This window comes from Verrucomicrobiia bacterium, from assembly GCA_035946615.1.
Classification (GTDB): domain Bacteria; phylum Verrucomicrobiota; class Verrucomicrobiia; order Limisphaerales; family UBA8199; genus DASYZB01.
This window is the reverse complement of record DASYZB010000142.1, coordinates 15772-38648: the sequence shown is the minus strand read 5'-3', so window position 1 is coordinate 38648 and position 22877 is coordinate 15772. Positions and strand designations below refer to the sequence as shown.

The window sequence follows — 22877 nt, the reverse complement described above, 5'->3', positions numbered from 1 at the left end:
CTCTGCGCTCCTTCCTATGCATCTAATCCGCCCGACGAATTTGCTCAAACGACTTTTCTATTTTTGGGCTCTTCTGGGTTTGGCTTTGACTGGCCGAAGCCAAGCCGGGTCCGGAGTTTCGGGCCAAGCCTGGCATGGGGCACCTGGGGTCCGGCAAACCACAGCGCAAATTGTGACCAAAGACAAAGAGCAGGCCGGCAAACCGAAGGTGCTGCACGTTGCGCCTCGGCATGTCCTCAAACCGCAGAGCACCGCATCAACCAATCAAGCCAGCTTCCAGCAACCGAACAATCAAACCGCGGGGGTGTCCCCTCAACCGCTCATTGCGCAGACCGTCAGCCCCACGATCAATTTTACGGCGGCAACTTTCAATGATTGCTCGGGCTGGCCGCCCGATACGATGGGGGCTGTGGGCCCGACTCAATTCATTATCGCGCTCAATGGGCGGGTGCGCTCGTTCGACAAAACAACCGGGTCGAAAGATGGAGCCATTGATGTCACCACAGATATATTCTTCAACTCGGTGATGACTCCAGGGTCCAATTTCACCACCGACCCGCGAATCCGTTATGATCGGCTCTGCGGGCGTTGGTTTATCACAATGATCGATGTCCCCGGCCAGAAGGGGACACTGCCCAATCGTGTGATGATGGCCATGAGCGACTCGAGCATCATCACCGCCGGCACGGTCTGGACCTTCTTTCAATTTCAGCAGGACCAGGTCGGAACGGCCCCGAATTCGGACACGGGGGATTTTGCCGATTACCCGACGCTGGGGATAGATGCCAATGCGCTGTATGTGGGTGTGAGTATCTTCAACAGTTCAGGCACTTTCGTCAATACGACGGCCTTTGTGATTCAGAAGAGTTCACTCCTCAGCGGGGGTCCCATCCAGGTGACGGCCTTTCGCGGGCTTATCTCGGGCAGCGGACCTTTCACCGTGCATGGCGCCGACAATTACGACGCTGCAGCGACGGAAGGCTATCTGATTGGGGTCGATGCTTCCAGCACCAGCCAACTGGACTTGCTGCGGGTATCAAACCCCGGAAGCTCGAGCGTCTCTCTTTCGGCCAGTATTCCCATTTCGGTGACTACCTGGGGCCCGCCTATCAATGTGACGGTTCAAGGCTCTTCTACAGCTATTGACGGGCTGGATGACCGCTTATTGGCGGCGCATTTTCGGAATGGTTCGTTATGGACTTCGCACAACGTGGGGGTCACTGGCAGCGGCAGCGTTGGGTCGCGGCGCCAATCGGCGGACAGGAATGGGGTTCAATGGTTTCAGTTAACGGGCATCCCGACGGGCCAAACGCCCGCGGTGGTCCAATCGGGCATCGTTTATCAGAACGGCTCGGTAGGAAGCCAGAGCTTCTGGATGGGGACGATCATGGTCTCCGGCCAGGGTCATGCCGCGCTGGACTTTACCACAGCGGGTCCGACGAACTACCTCGACGCAGCGACGACTGGCCGGCTGGTGGGCGACAGCCTCGGCACAATGAACACGCCCGTCAGCTATACCGCCAGCACCTCGGCCTACAACCCCACGGATGGCTCAACCCCGCATCGTTGGGGCGACTACTCATTCACGAGCCTCGACCCGGATGATGATATGACGATGTGGACAATCCAGGAGTGGTGCGCATTTTCCGGAAACGGCTTCGGGGTTCAGGTGGCAAAATTGTTGGCGCCCCCGCCTGCAGCGCCCCTGAGCTGCAGCCCGAACACAGTGACCCAGGGCGTCGCCAGCGTGAGCGTCTCGATTACCGGCTCGACGGCGAATGGCGCCGGCTTTTTTGATCCTGGCACGGGCTTTTCCAACCGCCTTGCGCTTGCGATTAATGGGGGCGGAGTCACTGTAAACAGCTTAACCTACAATAATCCGAGCAATATCACCGCGGTGTTGGATATTGCAGCCAATGCGACGACGGGTTCACGCCCGATCGCCGTTACCAATCCGGATGGCCAATCAGCCACCAGCGCCTCAGGGCTCCTGACGATTGCTCCCGGCTCCAGCCCTCCTCAGTTGACTCTCAGCCCGCCCGCTTTCGCCTTCGGACAGGTAGTCATCAGCCAAACCAGCACGCAGACCTTTCAGGTGGTCAACACAGGCAATCTGAGTCTGACTGGCTCGGCGGCAACGACTTCGCCCTTCAGCATCAGCAGTGGCAGCCCTTTTACAATCGCTGGAGGCCAAACTGGGCTGGTGCAGGTAAGTTTCAGCCCCACTACAGCCACCTTTTCGAGCAACGTGGTTGTGTTTACCAGCAACGGCGGCAACAGCACCAACACCGTTACCGGTTCGGGGGTTACCCCGGCCCAACTGGCGGTAGCTCCCGTCAGTTTAAACTTTGGAATCGTCGCAGTGGGTTCGAGTTCGCAATCGAGCTTCGTCATCACGAATGAAGGCGGGGCGGCTATCACCAACGGTGTCGCAGCCGTTAGCGGCGGCCCATTCAGCATCCTATCCGGCACACCATTTAGCCTGGCGGGTTTTGGTTGGACTAACCTTGTCATTCGTTTTGCGCCAGCTAGCGCGGCCAGCTTCAGCAACGCAGTCGTTCTGACGAGCAATGGCGGCGATAGCAGTAATTCCCTGACAGGGGTTGGAGCAATCCCGCCGGTCGCTGCGTTTAGTGGCAGTCCCACCAGCGGTGTTGCGCCCCTAACGGTCTCCTTTACCGATACCTCCACCGGCACGATTACCAACCGTTTCTGGGCATTTGGCGATGGGGCCACAACCAACACGACCGCTGTGAGCCTCAACCATACCTACGCCACGGCCAGCACCAACACCGTCTCGCTCACCGTTACCGGTCCGGTTGGAACCAACACGCTAACCCAGGCCAATTATATCGTGGCGACGAACCTGCCGCCGCCGGAGTTGACCGTGAGCCCGGCGTCGTTGAGCTTCGGGACGCTGGTGATTGGACAGACCAATACACAGAGTTTCCAACTGGTTAATTCCGGTGGGCTCAACCTGACTGGATCGGTTACCGCCACGTTGCCGTTCAGCATTAACGGCGGCACGCCTTTCAACATTTCGCCCGGTCAAACGGGGTTGGTGCAGGTCAGCTTCAGCCCGGCCAGCGCCGGCAGCTTCAGCAACGGGGCTGTATTTGTCAGCAACGGGGGCGACAGCACCAATGCACTTACCGGCTCCGGAGAGACGCCGCCGCAATTGGCCATTGCGCCGGGCGGTCTGGATTTTGGCATCGTGTCGGTAGGCTCAAGTTCGCAGGCTAGTTTTGTAATCACTAATGAGGGCGGGGCAGCCATAACCAACGGTGTCGCCACAATCAGCGGCGGGCCATTCACTATCGTGTCGGGCACGCCATTGACGCTGCCGGGGTTTGGCTCAACCAATCTCGTTATCCAGTTCGCGCCCACCAGCGCAGCCAGCTTCAGCAACACCGTTGTCGTTTCGAGCAATGGCGGCGACAGCACCAATTCACTGACAGGGGTTGGCGCGGTCTGGCCCGTGGCGGGCTTTACCGCCAGTCCCACTAGCGGCATTGTGCCGCTGGCGGTCTCGTTTACTGATACTTCCACCGGCACGATTACCAACCGCTTCTGGGCATTTGGAGATGGCGCGACCACCAACACCACAGCGGTGAACCTCAACCATACTTACGTCACGGCTAGCACCAATTCCGTTACCCTCACCGTTACAGGTCCGGTTGGAACCAATACCCTGATCCAGGCCAATTATATCGTGGCGACGAACCTGCCGCCGCCGCAATTGACCCTCAGCCCGGCCTCGTTGAGCTTTGGCTCTCTCGTGATCGGCCAGACCAACACACAGACGTTCCAACTGGTTAATTCCGGTGGGCTGACTCTTACTGGGTCAGTTGCGACCACCTTGCCTTTCACTATCGGCAGCGGCACGCCATATAACATCGCGCCCGGCCAAACCGGGTTGGTTCAAGTCAGCTTCAGCCCGACCAGTTCGGGGAATTTCAGCAACACGGCTGTGTTTCTCAGCAACGGGGGCGATAGCACCAATGCGCTCACCGGTTCCGCAGCAACGCCGCCGCACCTGGCGATTGCGCCGGGCGGCCTGGATTTTGGGACTGTGGCGGTGGGCTCAAGTTTGCAGGCCAGCTTTGTGATCACCAATGAAGGCGGGGGGGCCATCACCAACGGGGCTGCAACCGTGAGTGGCGGACCGTTCAGCATTTTGTCGGGCACGCCGTTTATACTGCCTGGGTTTGGCTCAACGAATCTCGTTGTGCAATTTGCGCCGGCCAGTGCGGCTGACTTCAGCAACATGGTTGTGATCACGAGCAATGGGGGCAACAGCACCAATTCGCTAACAGGAGTGGGAGCCATCCCGCCTATAGCCGGCTTTAGCGGCAGTCCCACCACAGGCCTTGCGCCACTGACAGTGTCGTTTACTGATACTTCCGCCGGCACGATTACGAACCGTTTTTGGGTATTTGGGGATGGGGCCAGCACCAACACCACCGCTGTGAGCCTCAACCATACGTATGTCTCTGCCGGCACCAACACCGTCACGCTCACCGTCACCGGCCCTGTTGGAACCAATACATTCACCCAGGCGAATTATATCGTTGCGACCAACCTGCCGCCCCCGCAATTGACCTTAAGTCCGGCTTTGCTGAGCTTTGGGACCCTGGTTATTGGACAGACCAATACGCAAAGCTTCCAACTGGTTAATTCCGGCGGTCTCACGCTGACCGGATCGGTTAGCGCCATCTTGCCTTTCGCCCTTAGCAGCGGCTCGCCGTTTAATATCGCACCTGGCCAAACCGGGTTGGTGCAGGTCACCTTCAGCCCGACCAGTGCCGGCAGCTTCAGCAACGCAGCAGTCTTTGCCAGCAACGGCGGCGACAGCACCAATGCGCTTACCGGCTCCGGACTGACGCCGCCGCAATTGGCGACTACACCAGCGAGTCTGGATTTTGGCATCGTGGCGGTGGGCTCAAGTTTGCAGGCCAGTTTTGTGATCACCAATGAAGGCGGGGCTGCTATCACCAACGGGGCTGCAACCGTCAGCGGCGGACCATTCAGCATTTTGTCGGGCACGCCGTTCACACTGCCTGGGTTTGGTTCAACCAATCTCGTTGTGCAGTTCGCGCCCCCCAGCGCCGCAAACTTTAGCAACTTGGTTGTGCTCACGAGCAATGGGGGCAACAGCACCAATTCGCTAATGGGAGTGGGAGCCATCCCGCCGGTAGCCGGCTTTAGCGGCAGTCCTATTAGTGGCCTTGCGCCGCTGACGGTCACGTTCACTGACACTTCGACCGGCACGATTACCAACCGGTTCTGGGCCTTTGGCGATGGCGCCACGACCAACACGGCCGCTGTGAACCTCAATCATACCTACGCCACGGCTAGCACCAACAGCGTCACTCTCACCGTTACAGGCCCGGTTAGAACCAACACGCTAACCCAGGCCAATTACATCGTGGCGACGAACCCGCCTCCGCCGCAATTGACCCTGAGCCCGGCCTCGTTGAGCTTTGGGTCCCTCGTGATCGGCCAGACCAATACACAGACATTCCAACTGGTTAATTCCGGCGGGCTGACTCTTACTGGTTCTGTTGCCACCACTTCGCCTTTTGCCATCAGGAGCGGCGCGGCCTTTGATATCGCACCTAGCCAAACCGGGTTGGTGCAGGTCACCTTCAACCCGACCAGCGCCGGCAGCTTCAGCAACGCGGCTGTGTTTATCAGCAACGGCGGCGACAGCACCAATGCGCTCACCGGCTCCGCAGTGACACCGCCGCAATTGGGGATTAAACCGTTCAGCCTGGATTTTGGGGCTGTGGCAGTCGGTTCAACTTCGCAGGCCAGTTTTGTGATTACCAATGAAGGCGGGGCAGCTATCACCAATGGCATAGCAACCGTCGGCAATGGTACGTTCAGCATTTTGTCGGGGACACCCTTTACCTTGGCGGGGTTTGGTTCAACCAATCTCGTGGTGCAGTTTGCCCCTGCCAGCGAGGCCAACTTTAGCAACGTGGTTGTCCTTTCGAGCAATGGGGGCAACAGTACCAATTCCCTGACAGGTCTTGGAGCAATCCCGCCTGTGGCAAGCTTTACCGGCAGCCCCACCAGCGGCCTTGCGCCGCTGACGGTCTCCTTTACCGACGCGTCCACCGGCACGATTACCAACCGGCTCTGGTCATTTGGCGATGGGACCAGCACCAACACCGCCGCGGTGAGCCTCAACCATACCTATGCCTCTGCCGGCACCAATACCGTCACGTTGACCGTTAGCGGCGCCCTTGGCACCGATGGTCTGGCCCAAGCAGCTTTTATCGAGGTGACAAACCTTGGACCCGTTACGATTACCATCCAGCTTTTGAACAGTCAGGTGCAGCTTCTCTGGTCGGGCGGCACGCTCCAATCGGCTCCCCGCCCTGCGGGGCCTTTCACCAATGTTTCCGGTGCGATCTCACCCTACATCATCCCTCTACCGGCAGGGACGCAGTTCTTCCGGGTGCAGGTCAATTAAGAGTGACCTGTTTGGAGCCAGCGCCTGGGAAATTCCTGGGCAAAACCTGGTCAAAGCACCCCTTGCCTGCGACGCTAAAGGCACTATATTCGCCTTCATCAGCGGGCGGCTTGTTAGGGGTAGCGATAGCGCTGTTCCTTACACTTGTTTGGGCAGAACAGGCAGGCTCATTCCAATGGAGGAACTTCCTTGCGCATGGGAGAAGAAGAGCGGGTACCTCGCGAAGGCAGCGGTTGTCCGGGAACAAGACACCGCCGCCGCGGGCTCCGAGGAACAGGAGCCAATCCAGGTTGGTATAATGTCTGCTTCTGCCCTCGATGAGCGGGCTTGTAAAAAAGCTGAGAAGGGATATGCTGAAAACTGATAAGAAAGCTATGAAAACGCCTGCTCAAATGCAATCTGCGCAGTCGGAAAGGGTTGGAGACGAAATGAGGAGACAGCATCGAGCCTTCACCCTGGTGGAACTGTTGGTCGTGATTGCCATCATCGCCATTCTGGCGAGCCTGCTTTTGCCCGGCCTGGTCATCGCCAAGCTCAAGGCGCAGGGGACCTATTGCATGGGCAATCTCAAACAAATGCAATTAGGCTGGGCCATGTACAGCCAGGATTTTAATGATTACCTGGCGCCCAACAGCGATTTGGGCAATGAAGGCAAAGACCTGGATAATCCGGGGTGGGTGGCTGGAAACATGAGTTATTCCACTGACCCGGCGTCCCTTTCTGACGACACCAATATCGACCTGCTCGTGGGTCCGGAATGGGTCCCATTTGGTTCGCTGGGCCAATACACCAAACATGCTGGGGTCTATCACTGCCCCGGTGACCGGAGCACCGTTATTGCCGGCGGGATGAGTTATCAACGTGTGCGCAGCTATTCGATGAATGGGTGGGTGGGATTCGATACGCGCGATTGGCAGCAGCCGCCAGCTCCGCCTTTTTATAAACTCAATTTCAAAATGAGCGACCTCCAAAACCCCAGTCCCTCCGACACATGGGTTTTCCTCGACGAGCGCGAAGACAGCATTAACGATGGTTGGTTTGCGGTGGATATGGTCAACCAGGGCGGCCAGGCGCGGTGGGTGGATTTTCCGGCCAGTTATCACAATCGCGCCGCGGCGCTCTCGTTTGCGGATGGCCATGCTGTGGTCCATAAATGGACCGACCCGCGCACTTACCCGCCCCTGGTGAGCGGGGCGCCTATCGTTAAAAGCCAGTTTTGCCCCAATAATCCAGATGTCTCCTGGCTGCAGAGCCATACCACCGGTCTGGCACAATAAGAATCGATAATCGATACTCTCGTGCAACTTCATCCGCCGCCTTAACGAGCTGACGGAATTTGGCGGTAACCACACAGACATGCCTACACGCCACGAACTGGGAAAGGATACTTGCTTCAGAACACTGGCATTCACCCCGTTGATATGCCTGTTGCTCGGCTGGCCGGGAAGGGTATTTGGCCAGGGTTATATCATTAGCGACCTGGGCTCGAACGCATGGAGCTACAGCGAGGCCCATGGGATCAATGGCTCGGGCGCTGTCGTGGGAGAGTATGAGCCGACGACTTTTTTCTATGTCCTGGCCTTTCTTTACACAAACGGCACGATGACCGATTTAGGGCATCTCTCGGGCCAGCCTTATGCGATTGCTTACGGGATTAACAACACCAATGGAATTGTGGGGGAGTCGGATACGTCCAACGCGACCTATGCGTTTCTCTATGTGAACGGGAAAATGACCAGTCTGGGTACATTAGGCGGGGTGGTCGGGGGCTACAGCAGCGCCCATGCGATCAATGAGTTCGGGCATATCGTTGGGGAGGCAACGCTGGCCAATGGCAGCACCATCCACGCCTTTCTCGATGTCACCGGGACTAAAACCGACCTCGGGGCTTTGGGAGGCAATTACAGCAGCGCCAGCGCGATCAATAGTTCTGATGTCATCGTGGGCGATTCTGATGTCGTTCAGGGTGGGGTCACGAACGACAATGCCTTCGTTTACCGCAACGGCGTGATGAGCAATTTGGGTACGTTGGGAGGCAGCTACAGCAGCGCCAAAGGCATTAATGATGCCGGAGTAATCGTCGGAGAAGCCGAGGGCGTCATTGGGGGCAACACTTATCTGCGTGCATTTGTGTACCGCAACGGAGTCATGAGTGATTTGGGGACATTGGGCGGCACGACCGGCAGTGCCAGCGCCATTAATAATAATGGTCAAATCGTTGGCTATGCGACCGATTCTAATGAGGTTGCAAACGCCTTCCTATACAACGGCTCGACCATGATCAATCTCAGCGACCTCATTCCACCCGGTTCCGGCTGGACCAACCTGGCTTCTGCTGACGCGATCAATGACGCCGGCCAAATCGCCGGTTCAGGCTACCTCTCAGACGGTTCCTACCATGCCTATCTCTTGACGCCGGCGGCCGCTCTGACGGTTTCCATCACCAATCCTGCTCCCAATGCAACGTTTCAAGCACCGGCTAGTTTTCAGGTAAGCGCCTCGGCTTCGGACACCAGTGGTCTGGTGACGAATGTCGAATTCCTGGTCAACAACGCGGTGATAGGCAATGCCAGCTCGGCGCCTTACAGCGCCACGGTCAACAACCTGAGTGCCGGCGCGTACACCCTGACGGCCATCGCCTCGGATGACGGCGGGGCGCAGGCTACTAATTCTATTAACGTGACCGTTACCGACGCTGCGCCCACCGTGACAATCACAAACCCGGCAGCCAACGCTACTTTTCAAACCCCGGCCACCTTTGTCGTGAGCGCCTCGGCGTCCGATCCCGATGGGACAGTGACGAATGTCGAGTTCCTGGCCAATGGCGCCGTCATGGGCAACGCCGTCTCGGCGCCTTACAGCGCTACGGCCACAGGCTTAAGCGCCGGCGCCTACACCTTGGCTGCGGTCGCCTCAGACAATGCCGGCCTGAAGGCGACCAACTGGATCACCGTCACGGTGACGGATGTTCCGCCCTCGGTCGCCATCACGAACCCCGCCCCCAATGCAACCTTCCTGGCTCCGGCCACAATCCAGGTAGGCGCGTCGGCTTCGGACGCCGATGGGCAGGTGACGAACGTGGAATTCCTGGTCAACAGCGCGGTCATTGGCAACGCAACCGCCGCTCCCTATGGCGCCATGGCCAATAATCTGAGCGCCGGCACCTATACCTTGACAGCCATCGCATCAGACAACGCCGGACTGACGGCTACGAACGCCATCAGCATTACGGTTACCAATGGCGCCTTGTTGCCTATCAAGCTGTTTAGCCCGGCCTTGATCGGCGGCAACTTCAGCTTCGCGTTTGCGACTCAATCCGGTTATACTTACGATTGCCAGTACGTGGCTCCGCTTGCACTGAGCAACAACTGGGCGACCTTCACCAACTTTATCGGAGATGGCTCAGTGGCGCAGGTCACAAATTCCAACCTGACGGATGAACAGCGATATTATCGAGTCCTCGCTCATTAAGTCATCAAGGCAGCCGGCGCTCGGGAATGGCTTGTCCGGTGCGGACTCTGCCACCGGGCCTCAGGAACGCCCCTCCATCCAAGGAAAATTCTTTTTCACGGGCAACCAGAAGTTTTACATCCGGGGCGTGACCTACGGACCATTCCGTCCGGAGTCTGACGGGTGCGATTATCACTGTGCCGAGGTAGTCGCGCAGGACTTTGCCCAAATGCGGCAGCATGGAATCAATTCAGTTCGGACCTATACGGCTCCCCCCAGTTGGCTGCTGGACCTGGCAGCGGAATATCAACTGCGTGTGCTGGTTGGGTTGCCTTGGGAGCAGCATGTCACTTTCCTGCGAGAGCGCCGAGGGGCAAAAGCAATCAGAGACCGTCTGGCACAGGCTGTGCGCGCCTGCGCCGGTCATCCCGCGGTCCTGGGCTACGCTATCGGGAACGAAGTCCCCTCTGCTATCGTGCGGTGGCACGGACATCGCCGTGTAGAGCGCTTTCTCGAACGGCTCTATTGGACGGCCAAGGACCAGGACCCCGAGGGGCTGGTCACTTATGTCAATTACCCCTCGACGGAGTACCTGGAGTTGGCCTTCCTGGATTTTGTTGCCTTTAATGTTTACCTGGAGACCCCGGAGAAACTGCGCGCCTATCTGGCGCGACTGCAAAATATCAGCACCGAGCGGCCGCTGGTCATGGGGGAGGTTGGCCTGGACAGTCTGCATCATGGACAACTCAAACAAGCAGAGGTGCTCGGCTGGCAGGTGGAATCGGCCTTCGCCGCCGGTTGCGCGGGGCTGTTTCTGTTCTCATGGACGGATGAATGGCACCGGGGCGGCCATGATATCGACGGCTGGCAATTCGGGCTGACTACGAGAGCGCGTGCGCCAAAACCAGCTCTGAAACGAGTCGAACAGGTCTTCCATCGCGTTCCGTTTCCTGCGGAACGGTCCTGGCCTGTAATGTCAGTGGTGGTGTGCTCCTATAATGGCAGCCGGACTTTGCGAGCGTGCTTGGAAGGGGTCCTGCGGCTGGATTATCCGAACAAGGAGATTATCGTGGTTGATGACGGGTCCACGGACAGCACGGCTCAAATCGCTGCAGAATTCGATGTGCGCGTGATCCGAATCCCCAATGGCGGCTTGAGCAACGCCCGCAACATTGGATGGCAGGCGGCCAAAGGCGACATGGTTGCCTACCTGGACGACGATGCATGTCCCGATCAGCATTGGTTGAGCTATCTGGCCTCCTCGTTCCTCACGTGCGATTTTGCCGGTATCGGAGGCCCCAACCTCTGTTGGCCCGATGATGGCCTGGTGGCCGAATGTGTCGATCACGCCCCCGGCAATCCCACCCATGTCCTGGTCACCGATCAAGAGGCAGAGCATTTGCCGGGCTGCAACATGGCCTTCCGCAGAAGCTGCCTGGAAGCCGTGGGCGGGTTTGATTCGCAATTCCGGATAGCCGGTGACGATGTCGATTTATGCTGGCGCCTGCACCAACGCGGCTGGAAACTGGGCTTTCACCCGGCTGCGGCGGTTTGGCATCATCGTCGAGGGACTCTCCGTGGCTATTGGGGGCAACAAGTCAATTATGGCAAAGCCGAAGCCATGCTCGAACGGAAATGGCCGGAAAAGTACAACGCGGTTGGCCATGCAACCTGGAGCGGACGGCTGTACGCCAAGGGGCTGCTTTCATTCCTGAGTTGGAGCCAGCGCCGGATTTACCATGGGACCTGGGGCAGCGCTTTGTTCCAATCGGTCTATAGCCGCGCCCCGGGGACTCTGTCTTCCGTACTCATGCTGCCTGAATGGTATTTGGTTATTGTTCTGCTCGCCGCCCTGTCGGCTTGTGCCCTGCTCTATCCGCCGCTGCGGTTCGCCCTGGCGCTGCTGGCCCTGTCTTTTATTCCTCCATTGGCTCACGCCTTATTGAACGGCGCCCGCGCTTCCTTTCGGACTGGTCGCCGGGGTGGTTGGGCGCGGCTCAAGCGCTCGATAGTCACTTCGTGCTTGCATTTCATTCAGCCCGCTGCGCGTCTCTGGGGCCGCTTGTGCCATGGCTTGACACCCTGGCGTCGGCGCGGGAGCGGACAGTTGGTAATGCCTTTGCCACAGGCCATCGACCTGTGGTGCCAAGGCGATTGGCAGAGCGCCGAGCAGCGTTTGAAATCGTTCGAGGATACACTCCGCGCGAGGGGCGCTGCGGTGATTCGCGGAGGGGCTTACGACCGATGGGACCTGGAGGTGCGCGGCGGCTTGCTTGGCACTGCCCGCTTGATGCTGGTCATCGAGGAACATGGCGAGGGGCGGCAATATGTCCGGATGCGCCTTTGGCCAATCGCCAAATTGTCTGTACTGCTGGCCGCTCTGCTGTTCGCCTGTTTTGCCATCGTCGCAGCCCTGGACCTCGAATGGACCGCCTGGGCGCTGCTGAATGTGCCCGCAATCCTGCTGGTCGGCCGGACTCTTTACGAGTGCGCCAGTTCGATGTCTGCGATTCGACAGGTGGTGTCCTGCAGCGGACAACCACACCACCTGTCCTCCGTGAAAGCAACGAGGCAGGTCGAGCCACTTCCTGTCGAGTCGCCTATCGATACATCGCAGGCCAGTCTTAAACCTGCTCCACCACCGGTAACGTAATAAATGGAAGCGACCATCGAACAACAAGCGTCCGGCACGCTCCAGGCCAGCGCCCGGTTATTACGCAAGTTTTTACCTGGCGAAACGCGGTGGGTACTCCTCGGCCTGATACTTTTGGTTGGGGCATCCGGGGCGGCGCTGCTGCAGCCCTGGCCTCTCAAACTGGTGCTGGATTCTGTCGTCGGCTCCAAACCGCTCCCCGTGGTATTCGCTGCGCCCTTGCGGATTCTGGGCACAAGTGGGTTCGCCGCGGCGCATCCCAAGCTGAACTTGCTGCTGGGTCTGTGCCTGGCCTTGCTATTGATCGAACTGTTGCTGGGCGCACTCAATGTCCTGAGCGCCTACCTGCTCAATTCTGTTGCGCTACGGATGGTCTTCAGGCTGCGCTGCACCCTCTTCGATCATGTCCAGCGCCTGTCACTGGCGTTTCATGATAGCCGCGCGGTGGGAGACTCGCTCTATCGGATTACCTGGGACAGCTACTCCATTCAGGCGATCTTCAGCGAGGGGGTAGTTCCTGGGTTGACTGCCGGCGTAACGCTTCTTGGCATCGCGCTGGTGATGCTCAGCAGGGATTGGCGGCTTACATTGGCTGCCCTGGCCGTGGCGGCGCCCTTGCTGGTGCTGATTCGCAAGCTGGACAAGCCGATGACGGAGCAAAGCACCCGTGTGCACGAATACGAAAGCGAGGTCAGCACGCGCGTGCAGGAAACCCTGGTGGGCATCCGAGCTGTCCAGGCCTTTGGCCGTGAGCAGTTTGAAAGCGACCGGTTCCGCAGCAAAGCCACTGCCAGCCTCCAGGCCAATCTGCGCCTGACGATGGTCCAGACCGCCTCGCAGGCCCTGGTGGGTCTGGTGCTGGCAGTCGGCACCGCAGCGGTCATTTGGATCGGGGCGCGGGGTGTATTGCAAGGCCGTATCACTTCCGGGGACCTGGTGCTGCTGGTTTACTATGTCGCCATGGTGTTTAAGCCTCTTGAGACACTCGCCTACACCGCCGGGGCGGTGCAGAGCGCGGCCGCTGGCGCTCGCCGGGTTTTAGCGGTCCTGGACGCTGCGCCCGAAATTGCTGAAGCGAAAGATGCCATCGAACTGCCTCATCGAGCGAAAGGAGAGATTGTTTTTGAAAACATCTGTTTCGGTTATAGGCGCGACCTTCCGGTCCTGCGCGGCATCAATCTGAGAATCCCGGCTAATTCGAGCCTTGCCCTGGTTGGGCCTTCGGGGAGCGGCAAAACCACTCTGGCCAGTTTGCTTTTACGGTTCTACGACCCGGGGAGCGGACGCATCACTCTGGACACCCTGGACCTGCGGGCGCTCACTTTGGAGTCCCTCCGCGCCAACATCGCGCTGGTCACCCAAGAGCCGATCCTTTTTGCCTCAAGCATCCGCGAAAACATCGCTTATGGCCGCCCTGGGGCAACCTCGGCAGACATCGAATCTGCAGCACAGGCTGCAGGGGCGCACGATTTTATTGAGGGGTTGCCCGAAGGATACGAAACCCAACTCGCCGAACGCGGCGCGACCCTCTCGGGCGGCCAGCGCCAGCGGCTGGCTATCGCCCGCGCATTCCTCAAAGACGCGCCAGTTCTGATTTTAGACGAGCCGACCAGCGCGCTGGACGCCCAGACCGAAGAGGCGCTGATGCACGCTCTCGAGAGCCTGATGCGGGGACGAACCACTCTGATCATTGCGCATCGGCTCTCGACCGTGCGCTGCGCCGAGCGGATCGTCGTGCTCAAAGAAGGGGTTATCGAAGAAAGCGGCTCGCATTCCGAACTCATAGCGCGCGGCAGGAGCTATGCCCACTTATTCCAGTTGCAGTGTGGAGAGGCCGAATCCTTGACGGCGCCGGCGCCTTTGCCCAATCTGCCTTTGTGAACCCAAACCCGAGACTCGAAATTGGAACTTCAAAATCATCAATCAAAAAAGGGAGCCGGAGATTGGTTGGACGGCGCTTTGCCTGAGAACGTCCAGCTAGGTCCTGATACCGTTCTGAAAGGCGACCAGGCCTTTCTGCGCTTCCACAGCCGCCTGAGTCCTGCCTTGATCATCGGCCAGCACTGCACCATGGATGGAGTCCATTTTGCCCTGGGCGAACAGGGGCGTGTCACGATAGGTGACTATTGCTATTTCTCGAATGCGATTCTGCTTTGTGAGCAGGAACTGCGAATCGGCAACTACGCGATGATTGGCTGGAACGCGACGATTGCCGACAGCGATTTTCATCCCCTTTCGCCTGCCGCGCGGATTGCTGATGCCATTGCGTGCTCCCCTTTGGGAAAAGACCGCCCGCGACCGGCCATCTGCACCAAGCCGGTCATTATCGAGGATGACGTTTGGATCGGGCCAAACGCGACTATACTCAAGGGTGTGCGGATTGGCGCTGGGGCCTGGATCGAACCTGGAGCCCTGGTCACGCGGTCTGTTCCGCCTCGAGCGCGAGTTATGGGCAACCCGGCGCAAATTATCGAAAATCTATGAGCGTGACCCTGGCGGATCGCAGCCTGGCCGGGGATTGGCATGACGGCAAGATACCCGGCAACGTAGTCCTGGCCGAGAGCGCCCACCTGGAAACCACCTACAGTTTTCTGCACTTCCGCAGCGAGCAACCTGAGGGAGTCCGGATTTCTGCGGGAGCGACGGTGTACCTGGGCACCATGTTCGACGTGGGTCGTTGTGGCCAGATCAGCGTGGGCCAGTTCGCCCTGGTCCATGGCGCGTGGATTATTTGTGACGCCGCCGTCGAGATTGGTGATTACTCCTTAATTTCGTGGAACGTTGTCCTGATGGACAACTATCGCGCGTCGCGCGACCTGCAGACGCGCCGCCGCGCGCTCGAAAGCGTCCCCCGAGACTCACGGCGCCGTCCGGCAGGCAATACACCGGCACAACCGATCCGCATCGGACGCAACGTCTGGATTGGATTTGATTGCTGCGTGTTGCCCGGGGTGGCCATTGGCGAAGGGGCCGTGGTCGGGGCTCGCTCGACGGTCTTCGACGATGTGCCACCCTACACCCTGGTCGCGGGCAATCCGGCGCGCGTCATTCGGCGTCTTGAGAATGACGAGAGGCCCGAGACGGCTCTGCTGTGAGATGAAGACGCCAGCCCTTCGGCCCAAGATCATCGTCTTTGGCATCCTTTTCTGGTACCCGCTGGCCGGGGTGACATACCAATTCCTCCATTACCTGCTGGCTTTACGAAGGCTCGGGTATGATCCCTATTACATAGAGGACTCTGGTCGCTGGCTGTATAATCCACAAATCAATGACCTCTCGCCCGATCCGTCCGGCAATTTAAAAGCGGTTGTGCCAATTCTCGAAGCCCACGGCCTGGGCGGTCGCTGGGCCTTTTGGGGCCATTATCCCGGAGGCCGCTGCTTCGGCCTGAGAAGACAGCAAATCCTTGAACTCTATCGTGAAGCCACGGCGTTCCTCAACGTAACGGGCGCGCAGGAAATACGCGACGAACATATGGCCTGCCCGCGCCGTATCTATGTGGAAACCGACCCGGTCGCCGCCCAGGTCAAAGTTGCCCAGGGGGACCACCAAACCATTGTGGCCCTCGAAGCCCACGATACACACTTCAGTTTCGGCGGCAACTTCGGAGCGCCCGATTGCCGGGTTCCCCTGGAGCGCTTTAAATGGCTGCCAACCCGCCAGCCGGTGTTATTGGATTTTTGGGAACAATCAGATCGAGCGCGCCAAAACGGCGCTGCCTACAACACAATCGCCACCTGGCAAAATCAGGGCAAGGATTTGGTCTATCAGGGCGAGACATATTACTGGTCCAAGGACCGGGAGTTTCTGAAGATTTTGGACCTGCCGCTGCGGCGGAAGGCGCCCTTCGAGCTGGCGGTGGGAGTCGAGGGGCCGGCGCGAAGAATATTGCGGGAGAATCGATGGCGGCTCCGCGACCCGCTTGCTTTGTCCAGCGATTGCGCTCGTTATCGCAATTTCATCTGCCGTTCTCGTGGTGAGTTCACGGTAGCCAAAGACCAGAACATCCGCCTCCGCAGCGGCTGGTTCAGCGACCGCAGCGCCTGTTATCTGGCTGCCAGCCGTCCCGTGATTAACCAGGATACGGGCTTCGGCAGTTATCTGCCCACCGGCAAGGGCCTTTTTGCATTTCGGACAATGGAGGACATCCTGGCAGCGGTGGATGCCATTGAGTCGGACTACGCGGGCAATTGCCATGCCGCGCGGGAAATAGCTGGGGAATATTTCGCTGCAGAAAAGGTCGTTGGCAGCCTTCTCAAACGCGCCGGTATTTAGCCACCATGAAGCGACGCTTAATTGTCAATGCCGATGACTTTGGGCTCAGCCCGGGTGTTAACCGCGGGATTATTGAATCCTTCGAGCGCGGCATTGTGACCAGCGCCAGTTTGATGGTCCGCCAGCCGGCGGCCGCTGCTGCCGGCGCCTATGCGCGGCAACACCCTCAGCTCAGCGTCGGCCTGCACCTTGACCTCGGTGAATGGGTCTTTCGAGGCCAGGAATGGGTGCCTTTGTATCACGTGGTCCCAACAACCGATGAAGCATCCGTCCAGGAGGAGGTCGCCCGGCAACTAGCCGAGTTCCGAAGGTTGACGGGTCGTGCTCCGACGCATTTGGATTCTCACCAGCACGTCCATCGCGAGGAACCAGTCCGATCAATTCTTCTTGCAGCGGCCCGCCAATTATCCGTTCCGTTGCGCGAATGCGCTCCAGGCATCAGGTATTGCGGTGATTTCTATGGCCAGACCGGGGAAGGCGAGTCCCTTCCAGAGGCCGTTTCAATAGCCAGTTTGGAAACGATTCTGGCTTCTTTGCCCGATGGCACGACTGAACTGGGTTGCCACGCCGGCTATGACGACGGCTTGGCGACGGCTTATCGCGCCGAACGGGCAAAAGAAGTTGAAACCTTATGCTCGTCCCAGGCTCGGCAGGCTTTGGCCGGACTTCATATCGAGCTGTGTTCGTTCAGCCATCAATAAACCGTCGCTCGATAGTAGATGTTCGTCAGGTTCGGGATGTAGCGAGTATCGATAATGGTGACGTTGGTGTTGACGCCCGTGATGTTGTCCTGAACGGTTTGCCAGCTGACCAGGTCGATGGATGAATCGAGCCTGTAGGTCCGGTTGGTTGAGGTGGAGAACGTGACCTGGAACCGGCCATCTGAGCCGCGCGCGGCGCCCACAATATAGAATTTCGAAGCGGCGTTGGTCGGGTTTGTGTTGGCCCGGTATTCCTGCCAATTGACCATGCCATCGCCGTCGGTATCGGCGACCTCCGCGTTGGTGAGATTGCCGCTGAACCCGTAGTACAAGAGCCACGGAACCGGAGTGCCATAGGGGAGCGGCGGATAGTTAGTCACGAACGAAGCGAGGCTGTTTGTGTCGAAGGAGAACCACTGGCCCCCGGCAAGAATGTTCGTATAGATGGAGTTATCGACCGCGATCAGCGCCAGGGCGTTGCTTGGGTTGCTCAGAATATCGTTGAATTGGAAAGTGACTAGCGGACCAAATCCGACGAAGGGCAGGCTGGTGGCTTGATCTTGAGGATTAGGGCTGCTCAACAGCAACCACGTGCTGCCATCCACGTCATTGCTCTGGGTCATGCTCCAGCTAGAGAGCATCTCTCCGGAGTTCGTCGCGTCCAAAATCGGGGTGCAGGGCCAATTGGCTTGATAATGAAAACGAAGCTGGCGGACAAAACGCGGGATGTAGGTGGCTCGAAGTGTAATCCCGGAGGGCTCGACCTGATCATCGAGAACCAGGCGCAGCGTCCCATTGGTGACAGGCCCGGTATATTTGCTGGGGTCATAGGAGGCGAGGCTCGAGTTTTGCCATGATATTACAATATTGGTCGTCATATTGGTGCTCGGGGGGACGGGTGGGACGGGGTTGGTGCTCAAGCCCGAGGTGGTCCAGGGGTCCGGCGCGGCGCTCAGGCCCTGGTAGGAAAGCAGGAAGTATGGGTCGAATACCGAGTTAGTCCCGCGGCGCAAAGTGGCCCAGCGCAAGTCATATAGGGCCTGGATGTCCTTGCTGGCGGAAGCGAACTCCTCAAAGAGGTTGGTGGGACTCTGCGCGATATACAGCCGGCCAATGGTGCCTGCGGTAATATTCCCCAATGTTGCCAAGTCCGGATTGGCTCCAAAGGCCACACAGTCGATCTTTACTTTCGCGGCCACCGCCATCGCAATCACCTGGTCCGATGTTACCGTGCTGGAATAATCGACACCGTCGGAGACAAAAATGATATAGTGCTGCTCGTCCGGATTGGAGGCGCCGAGGGCTGTTATGGCGTCGCTCAATGCGTCCCAGCACCGCGAGCCGGCGTAGAAACCCTGCACGTAATTAGTCCAGATTCCTCCAATCGCACTGTCGAGCAAGCCTTTGTTCTTTGTGAGGGCAATGACTTGCTGAGGGTCTTCATCGTCGCGGTGAAATTCATAAACGCCCATCTGTGATCCGATCGGCTGTTCATCAACAAAATACTTCGCGCCCGCCAATTCGTAATCCACGGCATCGGAGATGCCATCGTTATCGCTGTCGCCGTTGAGCAGCGGGTCGGAGATGCTGTCGCTAAAATCCAGCACCAGGTAGGACTTAAACACCTTGTTGTTGCCCCGCGCGATGAAGATTCCCGATTCCTCGACGATATTGGTAATGAGCGCGGTGGCGGTCGGCACGTTTGGCGCCGGAGCGCTGACGGTTCCATTTGGCAACAATTCCATGCAAGTCGGCGTTATGAGCGAGGGTTTTGTGACGATCCCGGCGTTTTGCGCGTTATCGCGGAGCGCGAATTGGAAATCGAGCAGAAAGGGCGACGAGTAAATGGGGACCAGCCCCTGGATCGCGAGGCTGTTGATGCTGACATTGGCAATCGTGAACTGGAGCGTTGCGCTGCCGATGCCCCATTGGTTTGATGCGCTGATGGTGGACAAGAATGTGCCCGCAAAAACGGGTATGCCGGAAATCAAGCCGGTAGCTGGGTTCAGCAACAGGCCCGTGGGCAGATTTTGCGAGCCATAGGAGGTCGGAAAATTTGAGGCTCTGATTTGATACGAGAACGGAGAACTTTCGGTCGCGGTGGCATTGGTGGCGCTGGTTATCACGGGCAGCGCAGGGGCCAGCGTGAGCACCAGGGTTTGGCTATCGGAGGAACAAGCATTGAAGGCGCTCAGCACCACGCCAAAGGTCCCGTTTTCCTGCGGAATACCCGAGATGACGCCCGAATTGGTATTGATGCTCAAACCAGCCGGGAGGAACAGGGCGCTGAAGCTCGTCGGGGTGTGCAAGGCCGTCGTCGCATAAGTAAAAGAGACTCCCTGCGTTCCGGAAGCAGCCAGCGAACTGGTAATCGAAGGAGGTTGAACAGTCACCGTCAAAACCGCCCCGGTGCTCATCGAGCCAAACGCGTTGGTGATTAAGACGGTATAGGGGCCCGCATTGGCCGGCGTCACATTGGTTAAGGCGAGGCTCGGTTGGGTTGCGCCGGTGATCGGCTGGCCCTGAAAGGACCATTGATACGCCACAGGCGCGGAGCCGCCGGCGACAACCTGAAAAGAAAGATTATCCCCGCAAATAGCGGTTTGATCCAGAAGCGGGACGGTGACGACTGGAGCGCCGCCGACGGCATTGAGAATGGCAGGAGAACTGGTCGTTGAACTATACGCGTTACGAACGATAACGGTGTATGGACCGCTATCGGCAGGCTGGACATTGGTTAGATTTAGGCCCTGACTGGTAGCCCCTGCGATATTGGTTCCATAATGCTGCCATTGATAAGTCAAAGGCGCTGTGCCCGTCGCGATGACCTGGAAGGTTGCTGTTTTGGTAACCAGCACAGTCTGGCTGAAGGGTTGCAACAGAATAAAGGGATTGCCGTCGCCCTTGATTGAAAGGTTGTGATAACCCCCGGCAGAAATCGAAATATAACCCGAGTCGCCCGGGTTGAGGGTCGTTTGGCCATAAGTATTGTCGCCCCAGGCGGCCAGTGTGCCGTCTGTCTTTAAGGCCAGACTGTGCAACGCCCCTCCGGACACGGCCACGGCTTTGAGGTTGGCCGGAATCGTTGTCTGCCCATCGTCGTTTCGGCCCCAGCCCACTACCGTGCTGTCGCTTTTTAGCGCCAGGCAATGATCCCCTCCGGCCGCTATCGCGATAACATTCGATAATCCCGCCGGAACATTGGTTTTGCCGTAAGAATTGTCTCCCCAGGCGACCACCGTCCCGTCAATGCGCAGGGCGAGGCTCTGCCCGTTGCCTGCAGCAATGGCAACGACGTTGCTCAATGTCACTGGGACATCTGTTTGTGTGCCCCAGGAAACCACGGTGCGGTCGCTCTTCAAAGCCAGGGAGTGTGTCCAGCCGGCTGCGATAGCTGTGACGTTGCCCAATCCGGAAGGGGCAGCCGGCTGACTGCCCCACAGGACCACGTTTCCATTGCTCTGCAGCGCCATGCTGTAAGTAGCCCCGGCGGCAATGGCTGCCACACTGGCCAGGTTCGATGGAACATTGGTCTGGCCGGAAAGGTTATTGCCCCAAGCCACCACGGTGCCATCGGCCTTGAGCGCGACGCTGTGGGAAACGCCGCCTGCAACCGCCACGATATTCGTTAGGTTAATCGGAATCTGAGATTGCAAGGAGCTGTTGTCTCCCCAAGCCACCACGGTGCCCGCAGCGTGCGAACAGGTGAGCGAGATGGGGCTTAATAGGGAAACCAACGCCAGGCTAATCCAGGCAACAGGGGCCGGAAAGCGGGAGGAAACTCGTGGAGCATTCATGCAAGTAAATAGCTTATCAAACTGCATACACCGTCTGCCAGACGCGATCAGATTGGCGTAAGCACCCGATCAAGGCGCAGACTCAAAGGCGCAAAAAACCGTCCCCCGGCTCGAGCGCCAGTTCTGCCACATCCAATTCATTGTTTTGCCGACAAGAGCCAGACTGCTTGGTTGGAGGCGCGCTGACAAGATTATTCGAGCCGCAATTGATCGAAAACTGAAAGTTTGTAGGGGTTTTCCTCACAATTCCTCACAAAAGAGGGTTGGATTATGCCGAACCAAATCGCCATAATCTTTATGTACAGTTAGCCCCATGACGCAGCCGGCTATCGTTTACTTCGATCAGAACGCCACCACGCGAGTTGCACCCGAGGTGGTCGAGGCGATGCTGCCTTTTTTAACCCAGCTCTGGGGAAATCCTTCCAGCGCTTATTCGTTCGGACATGATTTACGCCGGCCATTGCAGCAGGCGCGCGAAGAAGCCGCGGCGCTCATCCATGCCGAACCTCGTGAGATTGTTTTTACAAGTTGCGGAACCGAGAGCAACAACTCGGCATTGCACAGCGCCTTGATGAGCCACCCGGAAAAAAGGCATCTCCTGACCACGGCCATCGAGCATTCGGCAACAGCCCGCTTTTGCGAGCATCTCGAAAAACGGGGTTACGCCGTAACCACCTTGCCCGTGAGGCCCGAAGGGAGCCTCGATTTGGGTTTGCTCGAGCGCTCGATCCGGCCCGACACGGCAATCGTCTCGGTGATGTCGGCGAACAATGAGACCGGCATTGTTCTGCCGATTGCCGAGATAGCGGCCATTTGCCGCAGCAGAGGGGTTCTCTGCCACAGCGATGCTGTTCAGATGGCCGGCAAAGAGCCTATTGACGTAAAAGAGACTGGTGTGGACTTCTTGTCGCTCTCCGGGCACAAGTTCCATGCGCCAAAGGGTATTGGTTTGCTGTATGTAAAGCGGCAGACAAAATATGTGCCGTATGTAATAGGGGGCGGCCAGGAACGGGGTCGCCGCGGGGGGACCGAAAACGTCGCGGGCATAGTAGCCCTTGGCCGGGCGGCTGAGCTTGCCCTCGAAAAGCTGCCCCAAGCCAATACGCGCCTGCGAGTTCTGCGCGACCGCCTCGAGCAAGGGATTCTAAGCTCAATTCCCGGCACGTCCCGAAATGGGGCGCAGGAGCCGCGTTTGCCAAACACAACTAATCTTGCCTTCGAAGGGGTCGAAGCGGAGGGAATTTTGCTGTTGTTGGACCAAGCCGGCATTTGTGCCTCGAGCGGCTCGGCTTGCACGACCGGGTCGCTGGACCCGTCACATGTGTTGTTGGCAATGGGTTGCAGCCCGGCTCGGGCCCGCGCCAGCGTCCGATTCAGCCTCGGGCTGGACAACACAAAAGAGGAAGTGGATTACCTATTGCTGCAGTTGCCGTCGATAATAGAGAAGCTGCGGGCCAACACCCCTCTGGGGTCGATTCCTCCCATTTTATCGCCCAAATCTCCATGACGGTTGCCAAGGT

General features: G+C 58.4%; 11 protein-coding genes. 10 read left to right on the top strand and 1 reads right to left on the bottom strand.

What is annotated here, in order from left to right:
* The first annotated feature begins 172 nt into the window (after positions 1-172).
* The 9 genes from VG146_20565 (at position 173) to VG146_20525 (ending at position 17560) form a co-directional block, all read left to right on the top strand.
* The gene (locus tag VG146_20565) at positions 173-6481 is read left to right on the top strand and encodes a choice-of-anchor D domain-containing protein (protein ID HEV2394752.1); all 6309 of its coding nucleotides are present in this window, start codon (positions 173-175) and stop codon (positions 6479-6481) included.
* 428 nt (positions 6482-6909) lie between these two features.
* Entirely contained in the window at positions 6910-7758 is an 849-nt protein-coding gene (locus tag VG146_20560) for a type II secretion system protein (GenBank protein ID HEV2394751.1), read from the top strand.
* 79 nt (positions 7759-7837) lie between these two features.
* The gene (locus VG146_20555) at positions 7838-9952 is read left to right on the top strand and encodes an Ig-like domain-containing protein (protein HEV2394750.1); all 2115 of its coding nucleotides are present in this window, start codon (positions 7838-7840) and stop codon (positions 9950-9952) included.
* Positions 9918-12584, top strand: a complete 2667-nt coding sequence (locus VG146_20550) for a glycosyltransferase (GenBank protein ID HEV2394749.1) — start codon at positions 9918-9920, stop codon at positions 12582-12584. Before VG146_20555 ends, VG146_20550 begins: the two co-directional genes overlap by 35 nt.
* A gap of 3 nt (positions 12585-12587) precedes the next feature.
* Positions 12588-14465, top strand: a complete 1878-nt coding sequence (locus VG146_20545; protein ID HEV2394748.1) for an ABC transporter ATP-binding protein — start codon at positions 12588-12590, stop codon at positions 14463-14465.
* A 21-nt stretch (positions 14466-14486) separates the two neighbouring features.
* Positions 14487-15068, top strand: a complete 582-nt coding sequence (locus VG146_20540; protein ID HEV2394747.1) for an acyltransferase — start codon at positions 14487-14489, stop codon at positions 15066-15068.
* Positions 15065-15679, top strand: coding sequence for an acyltransferase (locus tag VG146_20535; GenBank protein HEV2394746.1), 615 nt, complete (start codon positions 15065-15067; stop codon positions 15677-15679). Before VG146_20540 ends, VG146_20535 begins: the two co-directional genes overlap by 4 nt.
* 1 nt (position 15680) lies before the next feature.
* Positions 15681-16859 (top strand): hypothetical protein, encoded by a 1179-nt coding sequence (locus VG146_20530; GenBank protein ID HEV2394745.1) that lies wholly within the window; start codon positions 15681-15683, stop codon positions 16857-16859.
* Between the two features lie 5 nt (positions 16860-16864).
* Complete coding sequence (locus VG146_20525) at positions 16865-17560, top strand: ChbG/HpnK family deacetylase (GenBank protein ID HEV2394744.1); 696 nt, start codon at positions 16865-16867, stop codon at positions 17558-17560.
* Here VG146_20525 and VG146_20520 read toward each other — a convergent pair.
* Positions 17554-21357, bottom strand: a complete 3804-nt coding sequence (locus tag VG146_20520; GenBank protein ID HEV2394743.1) for an immunoglobulin domain-containing protein — start codon at positions 21355-21357, stop codon at positions 17554-17556. The genes VG146_20525 and VG146_20520 overlap by 7 nt on opposite strands.
* A gap of 313 nt (positions 21358-21670) precedes the next feature.
* Between VG146_20520 and nifS the strand changes: the two genes are divergently transcribed.
* Positions 21671-22864: a cysteine desulfurase NifS gene (nifS, locus tag VG146_20515; protein ID HEV2394742.1), complete on the top strand. Its 1194-nt coding sequence runs from the start codon at positions 21671-21673 to the stop codon at positions 22862-22864.
* The last annotated feature ends 13 nt before the right edge of the window (positions 22865-22877 follow it).

Excerpts from the sequence above, each read along its gene's own strand:
- VG146_20560 (HEV2394751.1), top strand. The coding sequence starts at position 6,910 with ATGAGGAGACAGCATCGAGCCTTCACCCTGGTGGAACTGTTGGTCGTG.
- VG146_20555 (HEV2394750.1), top strand. The coding sequence starts at position 7,838 with ATGCCTACACGCCACGAACTGGGAAAGGATACTTGCTTCAGAACACTG.
- VG146_20550 (HEV2394749.1), top strand. The coding sequence starts at position 9,918 with ATGAACAGCGATATTATCGAGTCCTCGCTCATTAAGTCATCAAGGCAG.
- VG146_20545 (HEV2394748.1), top strand. The coding sequence starts at position 12,588 with ATGGAAGCGACCATCGAACAACAAGCGTCCGGCACGCTCCAGGCCAGC.
- VG146_20535 (HEV2394746.1), top strand. The coding sequence starts at position 15,065 with ATGAGCGTGACCCTGGCGGATCGCAGCCTGGCCGGGGATTGGCATGAC.
- VG146_20530 (HEV2394745.1), top strand. The coding sequence starts at position 15,681 with ATGAAGACGCCAGCCCTTCGGCCCAAGATCATCGTCTTTGGCATCCTT.
- VG146_20525 (HEV2394744.1), top strand. The coding sequence starts at position 16,865 with ATGAAGCGACGCTTAATTGTCAATGCCGATGACTTTGGGCTCAGCCCG.
- VG146_20520 (HEV2394743.1), bottom strand. The coding sequence starts at position 21,357 with ATGAATGCTCCACGAGTTTCCTCCCGCTTTCCGGCCCCTGTTGCCTGG.
- nifS (HEV2394742.1), top strand. The coding sequence starts at position 21,671 with ATGACGCAGCCGGCTATCGTTTACTTCGATCAGAACGCCACCACGCGA.